This is a genomic window from Sporanaerobacter acetigenes DSM 13106, from assembly GCF_900130025.1.
GTDB lineage: Bacteria > Bacillota > Clostridia > Tissierellales > Sporanaerobacteraceae > Sporanaerobacter > Sporanaerobacter acetigenes.
In genome coordinates, this window is the sequence record NZ_FQXR01000011.1 from 1 (window position 1) to 18,831 (window position 18,831).

Annotated in this window: 20 protein-coding genes and 2 riboswitches; of the genes, 19 read left to right on the top strand and 1 reads right to left on the bottom strand. The window is 32.8% G+C overall.

Going from position 1 to position 18,831, the window contains the following annotated elements; all coding sequences use genetic code 11:
- The first annotated feature begins 214 nt into the window (after positions 1 to 214).
- The 7 genes from BUA21_RS10455 to glpK all read left to right on the top strand — a co-directional run bounded on the left by BUA21_RS10455 (position 215) and on the right by glpK (position 8,519).
- Complete coding sequence (locus BUA21_RS10455; protein WP_072744782.1) at positions 215 to 1,252, top strand: PocR ligand-binding domain-containing protein; 1,038 nt, start codon at positions 215 to 217, stop codon at positions 1,250 to 1,252.
- Positions 1,253 to 1,596: 344 nt separating this feature from the next.
- The gene (locus BUA21_RS10460) at positions 1,597 to 2,733 is read left to right on the top strand and encodes a glycerol dehydrogenase (RefSeq protein ID WP_072744783.1); all 1,137 of its coding nucleotides are present in this window, start codon (positions 1,597 to 1,599) and stop codon (positions 2,731 to 2,733) included.
- Positions 2,734 to 2,744: 11 nt separating this feature from the next.
- Positions 2,745 to 3,743 (top strand): dihydroxyacetone kinase subunit DhaK, encoded by a 999-nt coding sequence (gene dhaK / locus BUA21_RS10465; RefSeq protein WP_072744784.1) that lies wholly within the window; start codon positions 2,745 to 2,747, stop codon positions 3,741 to 3,743.
- Between the two features lie 23 nt (positions 3,744 to 3,766).
- A complete protein-coding gene (dhaL, locus tag BUA21_RS10470) occupies positions 3,767 to 4,399 on the top strand; it encodes a dihydroxyacetone kinase subunit DhaL (RefSeq protein WP_072744785.1) in 633 nt (210 codons plus the stop codon).
- Between the two features lie 10 nt (positions 4,400 to 4,409).
- Positions 4,410 to 4,805, top strand: coding sequence for a dihydroxyacetone kinase phosphoryl donor subunit DhaM (gene dhaM / locus BUA21_RS10475; RefSeq protein WP_072744786.1), 396 nt, complete (start codon positions 4,410 to 4,412; stop codon positions 4,803 to 4,805).
- A gap of 249 nt (positions 4,806 to 5,054) precedes the next feature.
- Positions 5,055 to 6,923 (top strand): alpha/beta hydrolase family protein, encoded by a 1,869-nt coding sequence (locus BUA21_RS10480; protein WP_200796545.1) that lies wholly within the window; start codon positions 5,055 to 5,057, stop codon positions 6,921 to 6,923.
- 90 nt (positions 6,924 to 7,013) lie between these two features.
- Positions 7,014 to 8,519, top strand: coding sequence for a glycerol kinase GlpK (glpK, locus tag BUA21_RS10485; protein ID WP_200796546.1), 1,506 nt, complete (start codon positions 7,014 to 7,016; stop codon positions 8,517 to 8,519).
- A 21-nt stretch (positions 8,520 to 8,540) separates the two neighbouring features.
- Here the strand turns inward: glpK and BUA21_RS10490 are convergent, their stop codons facing one another.
- Positions 8,541 to 8,957, bottom strand: a complete 417-nt coding sequence (locus tag BUA21_RS10490) for an RrF2 family transcriptional regulator (protein WP_072744787.1) — start codon at positions 8,955 to 8,957, stop codon at positions 8,541 to 8,543.
- A gap of 171 nt (positions 8,958 to 9,128) precedes the next feature.
- A riboswitch (cobalamin riboswitch) is annotated at positions 9,129 to 9,315 on the top strand.
- 109 nt (positions 9,316 to 9,424) lie between these two features.
- Here BUA21_RS10490 and BUA21_RS10495 point away from each other — a divergent pair.
- The 12 genes from BUA21_RS10495 to BUA21_RS10550 all read left to right on the top strand — a co-directional run bounded on the left by BUA21_RS10495 (position 9,425) and on the right by BUA21_RS10550 (position 18,822).
- Entirely contained in the window at positions 9,425 to 10,156 is a 732-nt protein-coding gene (locus tag BUA21_RS10495) for an energy-coupling factor ABC transporter permease (RefSeq protein ID WP_072744788.1), read from the top strand.
- Positions 10,140 to 10,433: an energy-coupling factor ABC transporter substrate-binding protein gene (locus tag BUA21_RS10500; RefSeq protein ID WP_072744789.1), complete on the top strand. Its 294-nt coding sequence runs from the start codon at positions 10,140 to 10,142 to the stop codon at positions 10,431 to 10,433. The genes BUA21_RS10495 and BUA21_RS10500 overlap by 17 nt, the downstream gene beginning before the upstream one ends.
- On the top strand, positions 10,417 to 11,100 hold the full coding sequence (gene cbiQ / locus BUA21_RS10505) for a cobalt ECF transporter T component CbiQ (RefSeq protein WP_072744790.1): 684 nt from the start codon (positions 10,417 to 10,419) through the stop codon (positions 11,098 to 11,100). The genes BUA21_RS10500 and cbiQ overlap by 17 nt, the downstream gene beginning before the upstream one ends.
- Positions 11,101 to 11,104: 4 nt before the next feature.
- Entirely contained in the window at positions 11,105 to 11,911 is an 807-nt protein-coding gene (locus BUA21_RS10510) for an energy-coupling factor ABC transporter ATP-binding protein (protein ID WP_072744791.1), read from the top strand.
- Between the two features lie 67 nt (positions 11,912 to 11,978).
- Entirely contained in the window at positions 11,979 to 12,170 is a 192-nt protein-coding gene (locus tag BUA21_RS10515) for a hypothetical protein (RefSeq protein ID WP_072744792.1), read from the top strand.
- A 64-nt stretch (positions 12,171 to 12,234) separates the two neighbouring features.
- Positions 12,235 to 12,410, top strand: a riboswitch (cobalamin riboswitch).
- A gap of 98 nt (positions 12,411 to 12,508) precedes the next feature.
- Positions 12,509 to 13,282: a sirohydrochlorin cobaltochelatase gene (locus BUA21_RS10520; protein ID WP_072744793.1), complete on the top strand. Its 774-nt coding sequence runs from the start codon at positions 12,509 to 12,511 to the stop codon at positions 13,280 to 13,282.
- Positions 13,283 to 13,297: 15 nt separating this feature from the next.
- A complete protein-coding gene (locus BUA21_RS10525; protein ID WP_132996264.1) occupies positions 13,298 to 14,299 on the top strand; it encodes a FecCD family ABC transporter permease in 1,002 nt (333 codons plus the stop codon).
- Between the two features lie 2 nt (positions 14,300 to 14,301).
- Positions 14,302 to 15,093 carry an ABC transporter ATP-binding protein gene (locus BUA21_RS10530; RefSeq protein ID WP_072744795.1) on the top strand — a complete coding sequence of 264 codons (792 nt, stop codon included), beginning with the start codon at positions 14,302 to 14,304 and terminating at the stop codon, positions 15,091 to 15,093.
- Positions 15,094 to 15,115: 22 nt separating this feature from the next.
- Complete coding sequence (locus BUA21_RS10535; protein ID WP_072744796.1) at positions 15,116 to 15,952, top strand: ABC transporter ATP-binding protein; 837 nt, start codon at positions 15,116 to 15,118, stop codon at positions 15,950 to 15,952.
- 2 nt (positions 15,953 to 15,954) lie between these two features.
- Positions 15,955 to 16,689 carry an ABC transporter permease gene (locus BUA21_RS10540; protein ID WP_072744797.1) on the top strand — a complete coding sequence of 245 codons (735 nt, stop codon included), beginning with the start codon at positions 15,955 to 15,957 and terminating at the stop codon, positions 16,687 to 16,689.
- A gap of 25 nt (positions 16,690 to 16,714) precedes the next feature.
- Positions 16,715 to 17,728 carry an ABC transporter substrate-binding protein gene (locus tag BUA21_RS10545; RefSeq protein ID WP_084604258.1) on the top strand — a complete coding sequence of 338 codons (1,014 nt, stop codon included), beginning with the start codon at positions 16,715 to 16,717 and terminating at the stop codon, positions 17,726 to 17,728.
- A 62-nt stretch (positions 17,729 to 17,790) separates the two neighbouring features.
- Positions 17,791 to 18,822, top strand: coding sequence for an ATP-binding protein (locus BUA21_RS10550; protein ID WP_072744798.1), 1,032 nt, complete (start codon positions 17,791 to 17,793; stop codon positions 18,820 to 18,822).
- The last annotated feature ends 9 nt before the right edge of the window (positions 18,823 to 18,831 follow it).

An 18,831-nucleotide genomic window follows, 5' to 3' on the forward strand; every position in this document is an offset into this window, starting at 1 on the left:
ATTTAGATTCTAGACTACCTATAAGGAATTGAAATCAGAATTTATATATGGACAAAGAGCTAGTTTAAAATGATTTTATCTTACCTATGAAGAACCTAAATTTCTATCTCTACTTTCTTATATGCTAAGTATAGACGCAAAACAAGGTTTTATATATACTTAGTACATAAGGAAGTAACATTTATTTGTGGGCAAAAGTATAGGGGTGATTTTTTTGAGTAATAAATATGCTGATATCCAATCTATTTTAGATATTGAAAAATGGCAGTTAATTCAAGATAAACTTGCGATGGTTACCAATATGGCTATTATCACTGTTGATTACAAGGGAATTCCAGTGACGCAACATAGCAGATGCAGTGAGTTTTGCGAAAAAATAAGATCAGAATCTAAGACGAATGCTATATGTCAAAAATGTGATGCTAGGGGAGGAATTGAAGCGGTGAGACTTAATCAAAATTATATATATAGATGCCACTGCAATATAATAGATGCAGCAATACCCATCATTATTGATGACAAATATTTTGGTTGTGTGATGGTAGGACAAGTTTTACTGAAAGAAAACAATGAAGATGAATATATAGAAAAAATATATAAGGATTCCATTGAGGTTTTATCCGATCAAAATGAGATGCTATATCTTTATAGCAAACTTCCTCGTTTAACATTAACTCGCATTAAAGAAATATTAGATTTAATAGATAATATTATTAAATATATTGTTGAAGAATGTATAGTGAAATTTAAACTTTTTAAGGATAATCAAGATATGAAACAAAGACTTGAAGAAATTTTGGACAAAGATGTTGTTCATAATAATATTAGTTTAGATAATGGGGAAACAAAGGAAAGGGTATATGATCCTACAAACAGAACAAATGATATTTTAAAGCCTGCTATTGAATATATTAATGAAAATTTCGATAAAAAAATCATATTGGATGATATGGCCAATATGTGCTTTATTACTCCAGGATATTTTAGCAAAATTTTTTATAAGGAAACTGGAGAAAAGTTTTCGGATTATTTAACAAGATTAAAAATCGAAAAAGCAAAAGAATTATTAAAAACCACAAATAAAACTATACAAGAAATTGCTATAGAAGTTGGATTTAACGATGCGGGATATTTTACTAGACGTTTTAAATCATATGAAGGAATCGCACCAGGGCATTACAGAAAAATTTCGAAAAGTCAATCAATTAAGTATGAAATAATTAAAGAAGTGCAAAATAATACAACCATATAATACTATTATAGTATTATATGGTTTAATGTAATTAAATGATAATGTTGCTATACTATATATTAATAACATACTTAAATGGTATGAGATATCTTAAAATTATATATTGTATTAGATTTTATCAATGAAGTATAGCACATAAATATAAAATAGTAGTAAAGTCTATATGGAAAAGGAAAACATTTGCTTTTAATTACTGCGAATCGATATCTGAATATTCGGAAAAATAGCAAAAGCATTTTTCTAATTATACTTACGATAGTAAAACCTATACATAAAATAATTTAATTTAGAGTATTAATTTTAAGACTTATCTATATCCATAATAATAGGGGAGGCTTAACAAAATGAGAAAAGCATATATTTGTCCAACAAAATACGTACAAGGTGAAGATGAAATTTTGAATTTAGGGTATTTCGTTAAAACTTTTGGGAAAAGAGCTCTTTTAATAGGGCATCTTGACGACATTGCCAGAGTAAAAGATAAATTAGATACAACTAAAGAGAGATTTAATATTGAATTTATAGAAAGTGGTTTCTCTGGAGAATGTTCTCGTCAGGAAGTTGCAAGAATCAAGAATATAGCAAAAGAAAATCAATGTGATTGTACTATTGGGATAGGAGGAGGAAAGGCTATTGATACTGCAAAATGTGTAGCAGAAGGAGAAAATATAATCATTGTTCCAACTATCGCTGCTACTGATGCACCTACAAGCCATTCAGCAGTGTTGTATACAACTGATGGAGCGTTTGATGACTATGCATATTTCAAACAAAGTCCTAGTGTTGTTTTGGTTGATACTAAAGTAATAGCAAATGCTCCTACTCGTTTTTTAATTTCAGGAATGGGTGATGCACTTTCTACTTATTTTGAAGCTAGAGCTACATCTCTATCCTATTCCAATGTAAATGCAGGATTGCCTTGTGGCACTAGGGAAGGTTTGTGTGAAGGAGCGAAGGGAACAAATGCAGCCTTTGCTTTTGCAAAACTATGCTATGAAACATTGCTAGAAAATGGGGAAAAAGCTATACAAGCTAGTGAAGCTAATGTGGTTACTCAAGCTTTAGAAAATATTGTAGAAGCAAATATTTTATTATCTGGAATTGGGTTTGAAAGTGGTGGATTAGCAGGAGCACATGCAATTCATGATGGATTGACTATATTGGAAGGAACCCATAAATATTTCCATGGTGAAAAAGTAGCATTTGGGACTATTGCTCAACTTGTACTTGAAAATGCATCAACTGAAGAATTATATGAAGTTCTAGATTTTTGTATGCGCATAGGGCTTCCAGTTTGTTTAGAAGACATAGGGGTTAATGCTATATCAGAAGAAGAATTGATGGCAGTAGCTAAAAAAGCTTGTATACTTGAAGAATCCATTCATTCAATGCCATTTCCAGTTACAGTTGAACAAGTAGCTGCCGCAATAACAACAGCAGATAAAATTGGCAAGAAGTATAAGGAGGCATATAATTCATAAGGAGGGATATTGTGAAAAAAATAATTAATAAAAGTGAAAATGTAGTGGAAGAGATGCTTGAGGGGATGGTGAAAGCTCATCCACAATATTTAAAAAGAGTAGAGGATAGCAATGTTTTGGTTAGACAAAATTCACCAGTAAAAGGGAAAGTAGCTTTAGTAAGCGGAGGCGGTAGTGGTCATGAACCAGCCCATAGTGGTTTTGTGGGATTGGGTATGTTAGATGGAGCAGTAGCAGGAGAGGTATTTACATCTCCTACACCTGAACAGATACTTAAAGGTATAAAAGCGGTAGATGGTGGGGCTGGAGTATTGTTAATAATAAAGAATTATTCTGGAGATGTTATGAATTTTGAAATGGCTTCAGAATTGGCACAGATGGAGGGAATACAAGTTGAACAGGTTATAGTCAACGATGATGTAGCAGTTGAGGATTCTACTTATACTGTAGGAAGAAGGGGAATAGCTGGTACTATTTTAGTTCATAAGATAACGGGAGCAGCGGCTGAAAAGGGTTTTGATTTAGATGATGTCAAAAGAGTGGCAGAAAAAACAATAAAAAATGTTAGAACTATGGGTATGTCCTTGATTCCTTGTATTGTACCAGCAGTAGGTAAGCCAAGTTTTGAAATAGGTGAAGATGAAATGGAAATTGGTTTGGGTATACATGGAGAACCAGGAATTCGTAAAGAAAAGATTAAGACTGCAGATCAGATTGCTGCCATATTGTTAAATAATATATTGGATGATATGAAATTAGAAAAAGATGATGAAGTAGCAGTGATGGTTAATGGGTTGGGTGGTACCCCATTGATGGAATTGTATATAGTCAATAATGAAGTTAATAAGCTTTTGAGTGAAAAAGGCATAAAAATTTACAAAACTATAGTGGGAGATTATATGACATCTTTAGAGATGGCAGGGGCTTCGATTTCATTGCTTAAATTAGATGATGAATTAAAAGAATTGCTAGATAGTAAAGCGGATACTCCTGCTTTTAGACAATTATAACTCTAACAATTGGAGGGATTTATATGTCGAGTACAGATTTGTTGATTGTGATATTAGAGAATATGGGGAAAAATATAATAGAGAATAAGGATTATTTGACAGAGCTTGATAGAGTTATAGGAGATGCAGACCATGGTATAAATATGAGCAAAGGTTTTAGTGCAGTAAATGATAAATTAGGAGAGATGAAGGGAAAGGATTGGGGTTATATTCTTAAGAATACGGCTATGACTTTGATATCTACAGTAGGAGGTGCATCAGGACCTTTGTATGGGACTGCTTTTTTAAGGGCAGCTACTGTTGTAGATGGAAAAATGGATATAGACCATGAGGATGTTGTAAATATGTTTGAACAGGCAATAGAGGGTATAAAAGCAAGAGGTAAATCAGATAGAGGCGATAAAACTATGTTAGATGCTCTTATTCCTGCTTTTGATGCTCTTAAGGCTGCATACCAGAATGGTCTGGAAAGTAAAAAGGCTTTTCAAATGGCAGAAGATGCTGCGTTAGAAGGCTTAGAATATACTAAGACTATCATTGCAAAAAAAGGAAGAGCTAGCTATTTAGGAGAAAGAAGTATTGGACATCAGGATCCTGGTGCTACTTCTACTTATATTGCGATTAGGTCGATAAAAGAGACATTAGAAGAAAATTAGGAGGATGTTTATGATTGGATTGGTCATTGTATCTCATAGCAAAAAGATTTCAGAAGGCATTGTTGATTTATGCTACGAGATGGCAGGAAAGGATGTAAAGATAATATCAGCAGGGGGTACTTCTGATGGAAGGATAGGTACAGATCCTATTTTAATAAAGGAAGCCATAGAGGAGGCCTATGATGGAGATGGAGTTGTAATACTTGCTGATATAGGAAGTTCAATTATGAGCTCAGAATTAGCTATTGAGATGTTAGAAGAAGATATAAAGGGGAAAACTTGTGTTTTAGATACTCCTATTGTGGAGGGTAGCATAGCAGTAGCAGTGCAGGCTTATATATCAAACAATATAGAAGAAATAAAAAAAGCAGCAGAAGAAGCTAGAAATACTCAAAAAATCTCATAGGTCTAAAAACGTTTGCATTTTTGTAATAAAGTGATATAATGTATTTCACAGAAAATTTTTAAAATATAATATTGCGTGGAGATCAGGAGAACGTGTTAAGAACCTATCGAACAATAGGGTTGTTTTGCACGTTCTTTTTTTTCGGTAAATTAGGAGGTGAGGGAGGATAACGCTTACTTTAATTACTTTTTATATTTGAGAAAAAGTTTTGAAAAATTCATATGATAATTAAAAAAGGGGACTAGAAAAATGGATAATAAGAAAAAGAATTTTAGAATTCTCGCAATTTCTTTAGTGCTATGCTTAATAAGTATGATTGGTGCCTCTGCAGTACAAACATCAGGTGGTAGAGTTGAAATTAAGGATTTACGTTGGGAAACTCCATCTGGGCATCTTATGAGTGCATTGCTTTTTATTCCTGAAAATGCTACAAAGGATACACCAGCTCCTGCGATTATTACTAGTCATGGTTGGTACAACAATCGTGAAATGCAGGATTTAAATTATGTTGAGTATTCACGTCGTGGCTATGTTGTTATGTCAATTGATATGTATGGGCATGGAAATTCTGATGCTGTAACTCCAGAAGAGTGGGAAAATCGTGGTACTGGTATGTATGATGCAGTAGAACTTATGTCTAGTCTTCCTTATGTAGATAAAACACGTATAGGTGTTACTGGGCATTCGAATGGAGCTAGAGCTGCTAACTGGTCTATTAAAGACGACAATCTTAAGGAGAAAGATGAGCAGCTAATTTCTGCTGTTTTGCTTATTGGTAATGATGCAATGTATACAAATGATCCAGGCGAGCCATTGTACTGGGCTTTCAGGACGGATGAACAAGAATATGACAATGTATATGGCAACCGTGATGTTGGTATTATTGCAGCTCAATATGATGAATTTTTCTTCCGTAGCAAGACAGAAAATGGTGGGTATACAGTTCCTCGAGACTATCTTAAAACTGAGTATGCACAATCTTTTTTAAATTTTGGTGTAGATCCAAAAGTTGAAGGTGAAACTCGTACAAGTGAAACTATTTATAAACAAGAAGTTGATGGTGAAACATCTAGTCGTGTTATTTATAATCCTGCACAAATTCACCCTTGGAATCATTTTTCTGCAAAATGTGCTTCATATGGTATAGAATTTTTCGAAGATGCTTTTGGTGCACCAAATCCAATTTCATCGTCTAGCCAAATTTGGCAATTTAAAGTTCTATTTAACCTTATTGGACTAATCGGATTTATAATGTTCATTGTAAGTTTCACTAAAGCGATGTTATATACAAGAGCTTTTGAATCTCTAAGAGCTTCTGAAGAAGTAACAATTGCACCAGCTCCTGCGGCTGAAGGTAAGGCTTGGTTCTGGGGAGGTTTAATCGTAAGTACAATAATTTCTGGTTTTACTTATATAAAACTTTTCAATGCAACTATGAGCAGTATTCCTTCGTTTTTCCCACAAGAGCCTGTATATTTCATAGGCATTTGGAGTGCAGTTATGGGAGTTGTTACCTTACTTATCATGCTATTGTCATATAAGTTATATGGCAAAAAACAAGGAGTAGATCTTCATGAAAATGGTGTTGCTATAAGTTCTAAAAATTTACTTAAGACTATTGGATTGTCTTTAATTGTAGTTGTTGTATCTTTTGCGCTTGTGTTTATTGCAGATTACTTCTTTAAGACAGATTTCCGTATATGGGTAATTGCTATTAAAGCCTTTACACCAGATAAAATTGCTATCACTTTAAGATATTTACCATTGTTCCTTATATTCTATATTGCAAATTCTATGTCTGTTAACAGTTTCAACTATGTTTCTATAGGCAAAAAGGAATGGATGAATACTGCCGTATTAGCTTTATTTAATGGATTAAGTGCTATTGTCATTGTGGCTATGCAGTATATTACATTCTTTAAAACGGGAGATGTATTCTTTAAAAGTATTTCAACTATAGCGGAGATTTGGTTGTTCCCTATTGTTGTTATTTTACCACTTGCAGCTGTTGTTTCTCGAAAAATTTATCGAGCAACAAACAATCCTTATCTTGCAGGCATAATTAATGCTATTGTTGTAACTTTGATGACATGTACTAATACTCTTACTCAACTATAGATTTTATATAGATAAGTGTTTTGATTAGAATTATGACAATCATATAAATTGTATTGTATAAATAATAAAAGTATTAGGGGGATTAGCACAGTGGAAAAGAAGTATATAATGGCACTAGATCAAGGCACTACAAGTTCAAGGACTATACTGTTTAACAAAAATGCAGAAATAGTTCAAGTAGCTCAAAAAGAGTTCAAACAAATATACCCAAAACCAGGTTGGGTAGAACACGATCCAATGGAAATATGGGGTAGCCAAATGGGAGTGGCAAGAGAAGTATTAGAAACTGCCGGGGTTAGACCTCAAGAAGTAGCTGCTATAGGCATTACAAACCAAAGAGAAACTACTGTAGTATGGGATAAAAACACAGGGAAACCTATATACAATGCCATAGTTTGGCAATGTAGAAGAACGGCTCCAATATGTGATGAATTGAAAAAAAGAGGATTAGAAGAATATATAAAAGATAATACAGGACTAGTAATAGATGCATATTTTTCAGGTACCAAAATCAAATGGATACTTGACAATGTAGAAGGGGCTAGGGAAAAAGCAGAAAATGGGGAGCTCCTCTTTGGAAATATTGACACTTGGCTACTTTGGAATTTGACCAGAGGCAAAGTTCATGTAACTGATTATTCAAATGCATCAAGGACTATGCTATTTAATATAAAGAATTTATGCTGGGATGAAAAAATATTAAAAGAATTAGATATTCCTATTTCGATGTTGCCAGAAGCAAGGCCATCCAGTGAAGTATATGGCGTAACAGACGAAAAAACTTTTGGCGGAGCTGAAATTCCTATAGCAGGAATAGCAGGAGATCAGCAAGCAGCACTATTTGGTCAGGCTTGCTATGGAGAAGGAATGGCTAAAAACACCTATGGTACAGGTTGCTTCATGCTCATGAATACAGGTGAAGTAGCAGTGCCATCAAAAAATGGATTACTTACAACAATTGCTTGGGGTCTTGACGGGAAAGTCAACTATGCACTAGAAGGTAGTATATTTATAGCAGGAGCACTTATTCAATGGTTAAGAGATGAATTAAGACTTATATCAGATTCAGCAGATAGTGAATATTTTGCTTCAAAGGTTGAGGATACAAACGGAGTATATATAGTGCCAGCATTTGTAGGTCTTGGAGCTCCATATTGGGATATGTATGCAAGGGGGACTATTGTAGGGCTTACTAGAGGGGCAAATAGGAATCATATCATAAGGGCTGCTCTTGAAGCTATAGCCTATCAAACCAAAGATGTATTACAGGCAATGGAAGAAGATTCAGGAATAGCCCTAAAAGCATTAAAAGTAGATGGTGGTGCTGTGGCAAATAATTTCCTAATGCAATTCCAGTCAGATATATTAGGAGTACCTGTTCACAGACCAAAAGTTATAGAAACTACAGCACTAGGAGCAGCATATTTAGCAGGATTAGCAGTAGGTTTCTGGAAAGACACAGAAGAAATATCTACAAAATGGAATGTAGACAGAATATTTAATCCAGAAATGAATGAGGAGCATAGAGAAAAGATATATGCAGGATGGGAAATGGCAATTGAAAGATCAAAAAAATGGGAAGTAGAAGAACAATAAAAAAAGAATAGGGGTTTTCCCCTATTCTTTGCATCTGTCTATGATATCTTGAAATGATACTGAATCTAAATCATTTTTAAAATTCTCTTGAATTTCTTCCAAAGTTTTATGTACAGGACATTTTTCTGGGCCTTCGTTGTTACATTCTTCTGGATGTTCAAGACATCGATTTAAGTAAATAGGTCCTTCTATGGCTTCTATAACATCTTTTAAAGTTATTTCACTAGGTGCTTTTTTTAGAGCATAGCCACCTTTAACTCCCATGAATGATTCTACTATATTTGCATCTCTCAATTTTTGAAGAAGTTTTAAAAGAAACCTTAACGGTATATTTTGTTTTTCAGATATTATATTAGCACTCAATTTTGCTCCTGGTCCCAATTTTGATAGGTAAGCTACTACTCTCAGTCCATAATCAGCTTCTTGAGTTATTTTCATATTATGCTCCTTAAATATCAATATATTTTACCTCATTATATACAAGAAGGGCTATTTTGTCAACATAATATTGACATATTAATATCATACTATTGTGACGGGAAATAAGTATTTTGGAATATATATGTTGAAAGATTCTTTTTCTTGTGATAATGTTATTTATGAAAAAGTGAATATGAGAAAAGTATAGGTTATGTTTTGCATAAAGTATTAAAAGGGAAATCGGTGAAAATCCGATGCAGCCCCCGCTACTGTAAGTGGGTACGAAATCAATATAGTCCACTGGATTTTTTCTGGGAAGGCATTGAAAGTAGGATGATCCACAAGTCAGGAGACCTGCCTATGGCTTTTTTGAGTAAGTCTTCGGTGGGAAGTCTGAGCTTTTTTGTTGGTTTTTCAACGTATATGGAAAAAAATCCCTAAACTGAAGTTGGGGATTTTTTTAATACAAAAAGTGAGGTGTTTTTATGAAAAACAAGAAGTATTTATTATCCTTTATGTTTTTACTTCTAGTTTTAGCTCCTTCTATATCTAATGCTATGCATATAATGGAAGGGTTTTTGCCTGTGAAGTGGGCAATTTTTTGGACGATTGTTACGTTACCATTTTTGATTGTTGGTATAAACAGAGTCAACAAAGTATTTAAGGAAGATACAAATAGAAAGGTGCTTTTAGGGTTGGCAGGAGGATTTGTATTTGTATTGTCAGCACTTAAAATTCCTTCTGTAACAGGCAGTTGTTCTCACCCTACTGGTGTGGGATTAGGAGCAATTTTGTTTGGACCTACTACCATGACTGTTGTTGGAATCATAGTATTACTTTTTCAAGCATTGTTACTTGCTCATGGTGGGCTAACTACTTTGGGAGCGAATACTTTTTCTATGGCGGTGGTAGGACCACTAGTATCTTATGGATTGTTTAAATTTTTAAAAAAGAGAAATGTAAAAACTTCGGTATCTGTATTTATAGCGTCAGCACTGGGGGATCTAGCCACATATGTCATCACTTCCATTCAGCTTTCTTTGGCTTTTCCAGATAAAGTTTCAGGCTTCTTAGGTTCCATGGGAAAATTTTTGAGTATATTTGCTGTGACACAAATACCTTTAGCAATAGTAGAAGGCATCTTAACAAGCATAATTTACAATTTATTGCTTGAATACAATGAGGAAGGGGTGCTTGGAAATGAAATCATCAAATAAAAAAAATATATGGTTATTTATATTGGCAATTGTAATAATTATAGTACCTCTAATATTTATGGGTAGTTCTGAATTTGGTGGCGCTGACGATGCAGCTGAAGATATAATAGGTGAAATAGATCCAGATTATGAACCATGGTTTGACAGCCTTTGGGAACCACCAAGTGGAGAAATTGAAAGTTTGTTGTTTTCGGTACAAGTAGCTATTGGTGCTGGAGCTATTGGATATATTTTAGGAAATATGAAGGGAAAGAAAAAAGTTGCTTCTAATAGATAAATATGCTTATACAAATAGATTAAGAAATTTTAATCCTATGGCAAAATTTTTATTTGCCATAGGAGCTCTTTTTATAGCAATAGGTTTAAATAATTTGTATGTTAATTTAATCATATTCTTGATAATGTTTATATTTACTACAGTGATAGCCAAGATTCCAATTAAAAATTATTTAAAGTTTTATTATGCACCATTGGTATTTTTACTAGTCAGCATAATCACCATAGTTATAAATAAGTCAACAAATAGAGAGGTCTTTTTATGTTCCATAAAGATTGGGCAAAATTATTTTGGTATAAATGAGAATAGTTTAAGTGAATCAATTTTTATAGTATTTAGGGTACTTTCTTGTATTTCTTCTATGTTTTTTTTGTCACTGACAACGTCAATAAATCAACTGATAAAGGTATTTAAAAAATTGAAATTTCCTCCTGTAATGGTGGAACTCATTGTTCTAATTTATAGATTTATATTCATATTTCTGGAAGAAAGCAAAGAAATATACAATGCACAAGAGATGAAATATGGGTATGTAGGAATGAAAAATTCTTATAGATCTATTTCTCTTCTTGTCAAATGCTTATTTATAAGGATTTTTGAAAAATATAGGGACATGATTATTTCATTAGATAGCAAATTGTATAATGGTGAGTTTAAAGTAGGGTGATAAAATGATTGAGACCAAGAATTTAACTTATTTTTATGAAGATGGTACAATGGCATTAGAAGATGTAAGTATAGATTTAAACAGGGGTAGAAAAGTTGGCATAATTGGCTCTAATGGGTCTGGAAAGTCTACACTTTTTCTAAATATGATTGGAATTTTGAAGCCTAAAAAAGGAAAAGTATTATATAAAGGGAAAAGTATAGAATACAATAAAAAATATTTAAGAGAATATAGAAGTGAAGTGAATATAGTATTTCAAGATCCAGATAAACAGATATTTTATTCTAATGTATATGATGATGTGGCTTTTGCCTTAAGAAATATGGGATATGAGGAAGAAGAAATATTGAGAAGAGTGGACAGGGTTTTAAAAAGGGTAGGAGCTTATGATTTTAAAGAAAAACCTGTCCATTTTTTAAGTTATGGACAAAAAAAGAGAATTGCTATTGCTGGTGTATTGGTTATGGATGGAAGTACAATATTGTTTGATGAACCTACAAGTGGACTAGATCCAGTTATGACTAGAGAAGTCATAAATATTATAGAGGATATAAGTAAGGAAAAAAACATAGCTATTTCTAGTCATGACATGAATTTGATATATGAGCTTTGTGATTATATATATATATTAAATAATGGAAAAGTCATAGCTGAAGGTTTAGTTGAAGATGTGTTTGTTCAGAAAGAAATTTTACAAAAAGCTGGGCTGGATGAGCCATGGCTTGTAAAACTTCACAAGAAATTAGGAATTCCCCTTTTTAAAAATGAAGAAAAATTTTTTGAATATTGGTCTGAAAAGTATGGAAAATAATTCAGAAAATATTGAAAATTATCTTTATTTACATAGGTTTATAGTGTAAAATATAGAAAAGGATATTTTGGATAAAAAGTTAAAAAGGGGCTGGGAAGAAATGAGTTTACAATATGATGAGGAGTATGATGAATTGCTGGGGGAAGTAGAAAAAATTATTCTCGAAAGGTATGTAGATCAAAAAGACGAATTGATTGACTATTGTTTGAGCTTAGATAAAGATGAATTAAAAAATCTATATATGGATATTGCTTACTGATTGGTATTTGACAAAATTTTATTGTATTCATGTTATTTTTGTGATAGTATGAATTAAGTACAAGTGAATAAATGAAAGTATAGGTATTTTATTTAAAAGGGAAATCGGTGAAAATCCGATGCAGCCCCCGCTACTGTAAGTGGGTACGAAATCAATATAGTCCACTGGATTTTTTCTGGGAAGGCATTGAAAGTAGGATGATCCACAAGCCAGGAGACCTGCCTATGGCTTTTTTGAGTAAGTCTTCGGTGGGAAGTCTGAGCTTTTTTGTTGTGTTTAAAAAAAGTAAATCCTATAGTCCTCTGAAGACTGTAGGATTTTTTTATTGAGGTGATGATATGAAAAAAGCTATTTTAGTTGTAAGTTTTGGTACAACTTATGAAGAGACAAGAAAAATTTGTATAGAGAGTGTGGAAAATAAAATTAGAGATAGATTTTCTGACTTTGAGGTGAGAAGGGCTTTTACTTCTCAAATGGTGATAAATAAATTAAAAAATAGAGATGGAATAGTAGTAGATAATGTGAGTGAAGCATTGAATAGGTTGAAAAGAGAAGCATTTGAACAAATATATATACAATCTCTCCATATAATACCTGGTCATGAATTTGAAAAGTTAATTGGACAAGTTCATGATTTTGAGGAAGAAAATAAGAATATTCATATAAGTATTGGAAGACCATTGTTGTTTGATGAAGGGGATTATGAAAAAGTAGTAAATGCATTGGATATTTTAAATTTGAGGGAAAATGAAGCAATGGTATATATGGGGCATGGTACGGATCATGCCAATGATAAATGCTATGATTTGCTTCAGCAAAGCTTTAGAGAAAAAGGTTTTCAAAGAATTTATATTGGTACAGTTGAAGGAAAGAAAACTATTGAAGATATAATTCCTATTTTGAAGGAAGAAAAAATAGACAAAGTCATATTGAAACCCTTTATGTTGGTTGCAGGAGATCATGCCAACAATGACATGGCGGGGGATGGTAAGGATTCATGGAAAAGTATACTTTTAAAAGAAGGATTTCAAGTGGCAACATATATAAAGGGATTGGGAGAAATTGAGAGTATACAAGAATTGTTTGTTTCTAATTTAAAAAATATGATTTAGTCAGGAGAAATGATAATGAGCAGTTGTGAAGAAAAAAATGGAACGAGTAAGGGATTTATATTGATTTTACTTGTAGTTTTGTGTATTGTAAGTTTTTTTGTAAGCATTGGGAATGGTGCGGTGAAAATATCTCCTAGAGAAATAGTTGATGCAATTCTTTTTGAAAAGGATACGATTAATTATCAAGTTATATGGAATGTGAGACTTCCTAGAACTATAGTGGCAGGCCTTGTAGGAATATGCCTTTCACTGTCAGGAGCTATTTTGCAAGGGATCATGAGAAATCCTTTGGCAGGTCCCAATATCATAGGGGTTTCTTCTGGCGGAGGGCTTATGGCTTTAACAATTCTCATATTATTTCCTGAATTTTATTATTTAGTTCCAGCAGGTGCTTTCATAGGTTCACTATTAGCTACTTTATTTATATATTGTTTAGCTTGGAAAGATGGTGTTCTTCCTACACGGCTTATTTTAGCTGGTGTAGCTGTTTCATCACTTTTAAATGCAGGAATAAATGCTCTTATGACTTTTTTCCCGGATAAAGTTGCAGGGGTCATAGGTTTTATGGTAGGAGGACTTTCAGCTACTACTTGGTCTCAAGTAAAATTGTTGTTTCCATATGCAGTTGTAGGAGTGTTTTTGACTATGTTGATTCCAAATAAATTAAATATATTGATGTTAGGTGATGAGGTAGCTACTGGGTTGGGACTAAATGTAGAGAGAACTAGATTTAGTTTTATAGTTCTTTCCTCTTTACTTGCAGGAAGTGCTGTGAGTGTTGTTGGACTTTTGGGATTTGTAGGTCTTATAGTGCCTCATATGGCTAGGCTTTTCATAGGTTCAGATTATAGATATTTGTTTCCAGCTTGTGTTTTTTTTGGAGCTTCAGTAGTTATATTGTGTGATACTTTGGCTAGAGTACTATTTGCACCTATGGAAATTCCTGTAGGAATTATAATGTCAGCTCTTGGCGCTCCATTTTTCCTATACTTATTAAGAAAAAAGGAGAGTGTTTAACGGTGGGAATCAAAGTACAAGATCTCTATGTGAACTATGGTGAGAAAGAAGTTATAAAAGGTGTAAACCTTCAAATTGAAGATGGACATGTAGTGACTGTTATCGGACCCAATGGTTCGGGAAAATCAACTATTTTAAAGTCTATATCTAGATGTTTAAAACCTGTAAAGGGCAAGGTTTATTTAGATGATGAAAATATTTACACTATTAATACCAAGAAAGTGGCTCAAAAATTAGCCATACTTCCTCAAGTGAAAAACGTATCTTCTGATGTAGTTGTAGAAGAGCTGGTTTCCTATGGAAGATATCCACATTTGGGATTTGGAAAGAAATTAAAAAAAGAAGATTTGGAAATTGTAGATTGGGCCATAGAAAAGACTGGGCTTAAAGATTTAAGAAAGAGATTTGTAGCTACCCTTTCAGGAGGAGAAAGACAAAGAGCTTGGATAGCTATGTCACTTGCTCAAAAACCTAAAATATTGCTACTTGATGAACCTACTACTTTTTTGGATATTTCTTATCAATTAGAAGTACTTGAACTTATAAAAGAATTAAATCAAACCTTAAATCTTACAGTAGTCATGGTTCTTCATGATTTAAATCAAGCTGCTAGGTATTCTGATGAAATATTTGTTATAAAGGATGGAAAACTGTCCAAATCTGGATGTCCAGAAGATATAATAAATGCCAGTTTGCTTAAAGATGTTTTTAGGATCGAGGCGGACATATATGAGGATTCTATAAACAATTGTCCTTATTTTATACCTAAGAAAATAAACAAGGTTGTTAATTGAATAGGATATGGATGTGATTTAATTGATAGAAATAAATGACGTGTCTAAGATGTTTGGAGAATTTGCAGCTGTAGATAATGTAAATTTGAAAATTCAAGACGGGGAATTTTTAGGTCTTTTGGGTCCTAATGGTGCAGGGAAAACTACAATTATAAAGATGCTCACAGGCCTTTTGAAGCCTACAACCGGCACTATTTATGTAGATGGAGAAAAAATGTCTAGAAACAATATGAAAATAAAAAAGAGAATAGGAGTAGTTCCTCAATATACCAATTTAGACAAAGAGCTGACTGCCTATGAAAATCTAATTTTTGCAGCTAAATTGTTTAAGATAAAGGACTATAAAAACAAAATAGAAGAGCTTCTTACATTTATGGAATTAGAGAAACACAAAAATAAAAAAGCTATGAATCTTTCGGGTGGTATGGAAAGAAGACTTATGATAGCTAAGGCTCTTATCAATGATCCGGATATAATTTTCCTTGATGAACCTACTGTGGGAATTGATTTAAATGGAAGAAGGAAGATATGGGATATACTGAAGGGCATGAAAGCAATGGGAAAGACTGTACTCTTTACGACTCATTATATTGAAGAGGCAGATTATCTGTGCAATCAGGTTTGCTTGATAAACAATGGAAGAGTATTTAAAAAAGAAACTCCTGAAAAACTCAAGAATGATTTAGGCATATATACTGTTGAATATTTTGACAGTGAAATGAAGACTAATTATGAATATTTTAAAGATAAAGATGGAGCAGAAAAGTATATTTCAAGCATTGAATATGTTTCATATACCATAAGGAAAACAACACTTGAAGATGTATTTTATAACTTTACAAATAGAAAGGTAGTATAAAAATGGAAGTTTTTGCTGTATTATGGAGAGAATTTATTTTTTTCAAAAGGAGATTTTGGAAGATAACAACTTCAGCTATTATGACACCCCTTTTATATCTCATAGCTTTTGGCTGGGGATTAGGTAAAGACATAGTCATAGAAGGAGCAACATATATGCATTTTGTCATGCCAGGTATAATTGCACTTTCTACTATGAATACAAGTTTTAATGCTGTAGCTATAAGAATTAATATTTCAAAACTCCATGAAAAAAGTTTTGAATACTATTTAACTTCTCCAGTAAATATGAGTTTATTAGCCTTTGGTCACATTCTTGCCGGTGCGTTTAGAGGAATGTATGCAGCTTTTTTGATATTTCTTATATCATTTATATTTGGTATAAAAATACATATAGATTTTTATTTTGTATTAATTTGTTTTTTAAACAGTTTTTTATTTGCAGCTTTTGGATATGGTGCTGCTCTTTCAATAGAGAGTCACTATGATATGAATAGGTTTACTACCTATGTAATGACTCCTATGTCATTTTTGTGTGGTACTTTCTTTTCACTTAAGAATTTGCCCCCTGTAGTTAAAGAGACAATAGGGATATTACCTCTCTCTCATACTTCCCAGTCCTTAAGAGATATTGTATTGAAAGGGCAGTTTGACCATAAATCTATATTAGCACTTTTAATTTATGCAATAGGATTTTATTTTTTTGGTGTAGCCATGAGTTACAGAGAGATGAATTAAAAATTAAAGAAATGGAGTGGTGAAAATGAAAAAGTCAAAAATTTTAATTTTAATTTTAGCTATTGCAATGGTTTTGTCAGTTTTCACAGGATGTGCTGACAAAAAGGTAAATAATGCTAATGAGGAAGTAAAGAAAGAAGAAAATAAAGCAGAAGTTGTAGAGGAATATGGTATATCTATTGATGAAAATACTGTAACTTTCACAGATGCAAGAGACAAAGAAATAACAATTGACAAGAAACCCGAAAGAGTAGTTTGTTTGTTTAATTCATATTTGGATATTTGGTACAAATGCGGTGGAGAAGTTGTAGGACGAGTAGATTCTGCAAAGGAGAAACCAGTGGAAGGTTCAGAAAATGCAGAAGTTGTAGGTGGACCTGGGGAACCAAGTTTAGAAAAAATTATATCTTTAAAGCCAGATTTGGTTATACTTACTGCAAACTTTAAAAAGCAATTGGAAATAGCTGAAATGTTGGAACAAAATAATATTAAAGTTATTGCTTTGGACAATGAAAACAAAGAAGATTATTTTAGAACTGTAAGATTGTTTACAGCACTAACTGATAGAGAAGATTTATATGAAAAGTATGAAGGAGAAGTAAGGGCTGCTATAGATGATATCATAGAAAAGGCTCCGAAAGATAAGAATTATAAGGTGCTGATACTTTTTGGTAGTGCAAAAGGAGTTACAGTTAGGGGTTCTGATTCTATGGTTGGAGATATGCTAAAAGATTTAAACACTACAAATATTTCAGATATAATCAATGATTCTTCAGATTCTAAAACTTTTAGTATGGAAAAGATAATAGAAGAAGATCCAGATTTTATATTTGTTCAAACTATGGGAGATGTGGATAAAGTCAATGAAAGAGTGAAAAAGGATGTGGAATCTAATCCAGCATGGAGTTCATTGAAGGCTGTGAAAAATGATAGATATATATTCTTGCCAAAGGATTTGTATATGTACAAGCCAAATGATAGATACGGAGAAGCATATGAGAGACTAGCTAAAATATTGTATCCAGAAGTATTTAACTAGAATATAAGCAGCAAGGATTGTGAAAATCTTTGCTGCTTATAGCAAGTAGAGGAGTGATTTATATGGAAGAAAAGAGAATTGTTAAATATCCTTTTTCAGCAATAGTTGGACAGGAAGAAATGAAAAAAGCTCTTATTTTAAATATTATAAATCCATCTATTGGGGGAGTGCTCATTCGAGGAGAAAAAGGGACTGCTAAATCAACAGCGGTGAGAGGTATAACAGAGTTGTTGCCTTTAAGAAAGCAAGTGAAGGCATGTCCGTTTTCTTGCGATCCTGAAGATGAAAGTAAAATGTGTAGAGATTGTAGAGAAAGACTTCAAAAGGAAGGAAAACTTGAAGCAATTCAAGGAAAAATGAAAGTTATTGAATTACCTATAAATGCTACGGAAGATAGAGTTGCTGGAACCCTTAATATTGAGACTGCTATTAAAAAGGGAGAAAAAAAGTTTGAACCTGGAATTCTTGCTTCTGCCAATAGAAATATTCTCTATGTAGATGAAGTAAATCTTTTGGAAGATCATGTGGTAGATATGCTTTTAGATGCAGCAGCTATGGGGGTCAATACTGTGGAAAGAGAAGGTATATCTTTTAGTCATCCATCTAGATTTATTCTTGTAGGAACCATGAATCCTGAAGAAGGAGACTTAAGACCTCAACTTATAGACAGATTTGGCCTTGTAGTAGATGTAGTTGGAGAAAGAGAAACTAATATGAGGATGAATGTGGTTAAGAGAAGAATAGAATATGAAAGAAATCCTGAGAAATTTCTAAATAAATTTAAAGATGAAGAAGAAAAGCTAAAGGAAGGGATAATGAAAGCCATATCAATCCTTGATGAAGTGGAGTATGATGATGAAATCATAGAAAAAGTATCTAAAGCATGTGTTGAATTAGATATAGATGGACACAGAGGAGATATAGTGGCTATTAAAACAGCTATGACTATAGCTGCTTTTGATGGAAGAAAAAAGGTTGAAAAAGAAGATTTGTTGGAAAGCTTAAAGTATGTTCTCCCTCATAGAATGAGAAGGAGACCTTTCGAGAAAGGAACTATGGATTTTTCAATTGTTGAAAAGATTATATTGGAATAATTAGGGGTG

What these genes read in the sequence shown, in the direction of transcription:
- BUA21_RS10460 (WP_072744783.1), top strand. Translation starts at nt 1,597, where the DNA reads ATGAGAAAAGCATATATTTGTCCAACAAAATACGTACAAGGTGAAGAT.
- dhaL (WP_072744785.1), top strand. Translation starts at nt 3,767, where the DNA reads ATGTCGAGTACAGATTTGTTGATTGTGATATTAGAGAATATGGGGAAA.
- dhaM (WP_072744786.1), top strand. Translation starts at nt 4,410, where the DNA reads ATGATTGGATTGGTCATTGTATCTCATAGCAAAAAGATTTCAGAAGGC.
- BUA21_RS10480 (WP_200796545.1), top strand. Translation starts at nt 5,055, where the DNA reads ATGGATAATAAGAAAAAGAATTTTAGAATTCTCGCAATTTCTTTAGTG.
- BUA21_RS10490 (WP_072744787.1), bottom strand. Translation starts at nt 8,957, where the DNA reads ATGAAAATAACTCAAGAAGCTGATTATGGACTGAGAGTAGTAGCTTAC.
- BUA21_RS10495 (WP_072744788.1), top strand. Translation starts at nt 9,425, where the DNA reads ATGAAAAACAAGAAGTATTTATTATCCTTTATGTTTTTACTTCTAGTT.
- BUA21_RS10500 (WP_072744789.1), top strand. Translation starts at nt 10,140, where the DNA reads ATGAAATCATCAAATAAAAAAAATATATGGTTATTTATATTGGCAATT.
- BUA21_RS10510 (WP_072744791.1), top strand. Translation starts at nt 11,105, where the DNA reads ATGATTGAGACCAAGAATTTAACTTATTTTTATGAAGATGGTACAATG.
- BUA21_RS10520 (WP_072744793.1), top strand. Translation starts at nt 12,509, where the DNA reads ATGAAAAAAGCTATTTTAGTTGTAAGTTTTGGTACAACTTATGAAGAG.
- BUA21_RS10525 (WP_132996264.1), top strand. Translation starts at nt 13,298, where the DNA reads ATGAGCAGTTGTGAAGAAAAAAATGGAACGAGTAAGGGATTTATATTG.
- BUA21_RS10540 (WP_072744797.1), top strand. Translation starts at nt 15,955, where the DNA reads ATGGAAGTTTTTGCTGTATTATGGAGAGAATTTATTTTTTTCAAAAGG.
- BUA21_RS10545 (WP_084604258.1), top strand. Translation starts at nt 16,715, where the DNA reads ATGAAAAAGTCAAAAATTTTAATTTTAATTTTAGCTATTGCAATGGTT.
- BUA21_RS10550 (WP_072744798.1), top strand. Translation starts at nt 17,791, where the DNA reads ATGGAAGAAAAGAGAATTGTTAAATATCCTTTTTCAGCAATAGTTGGA.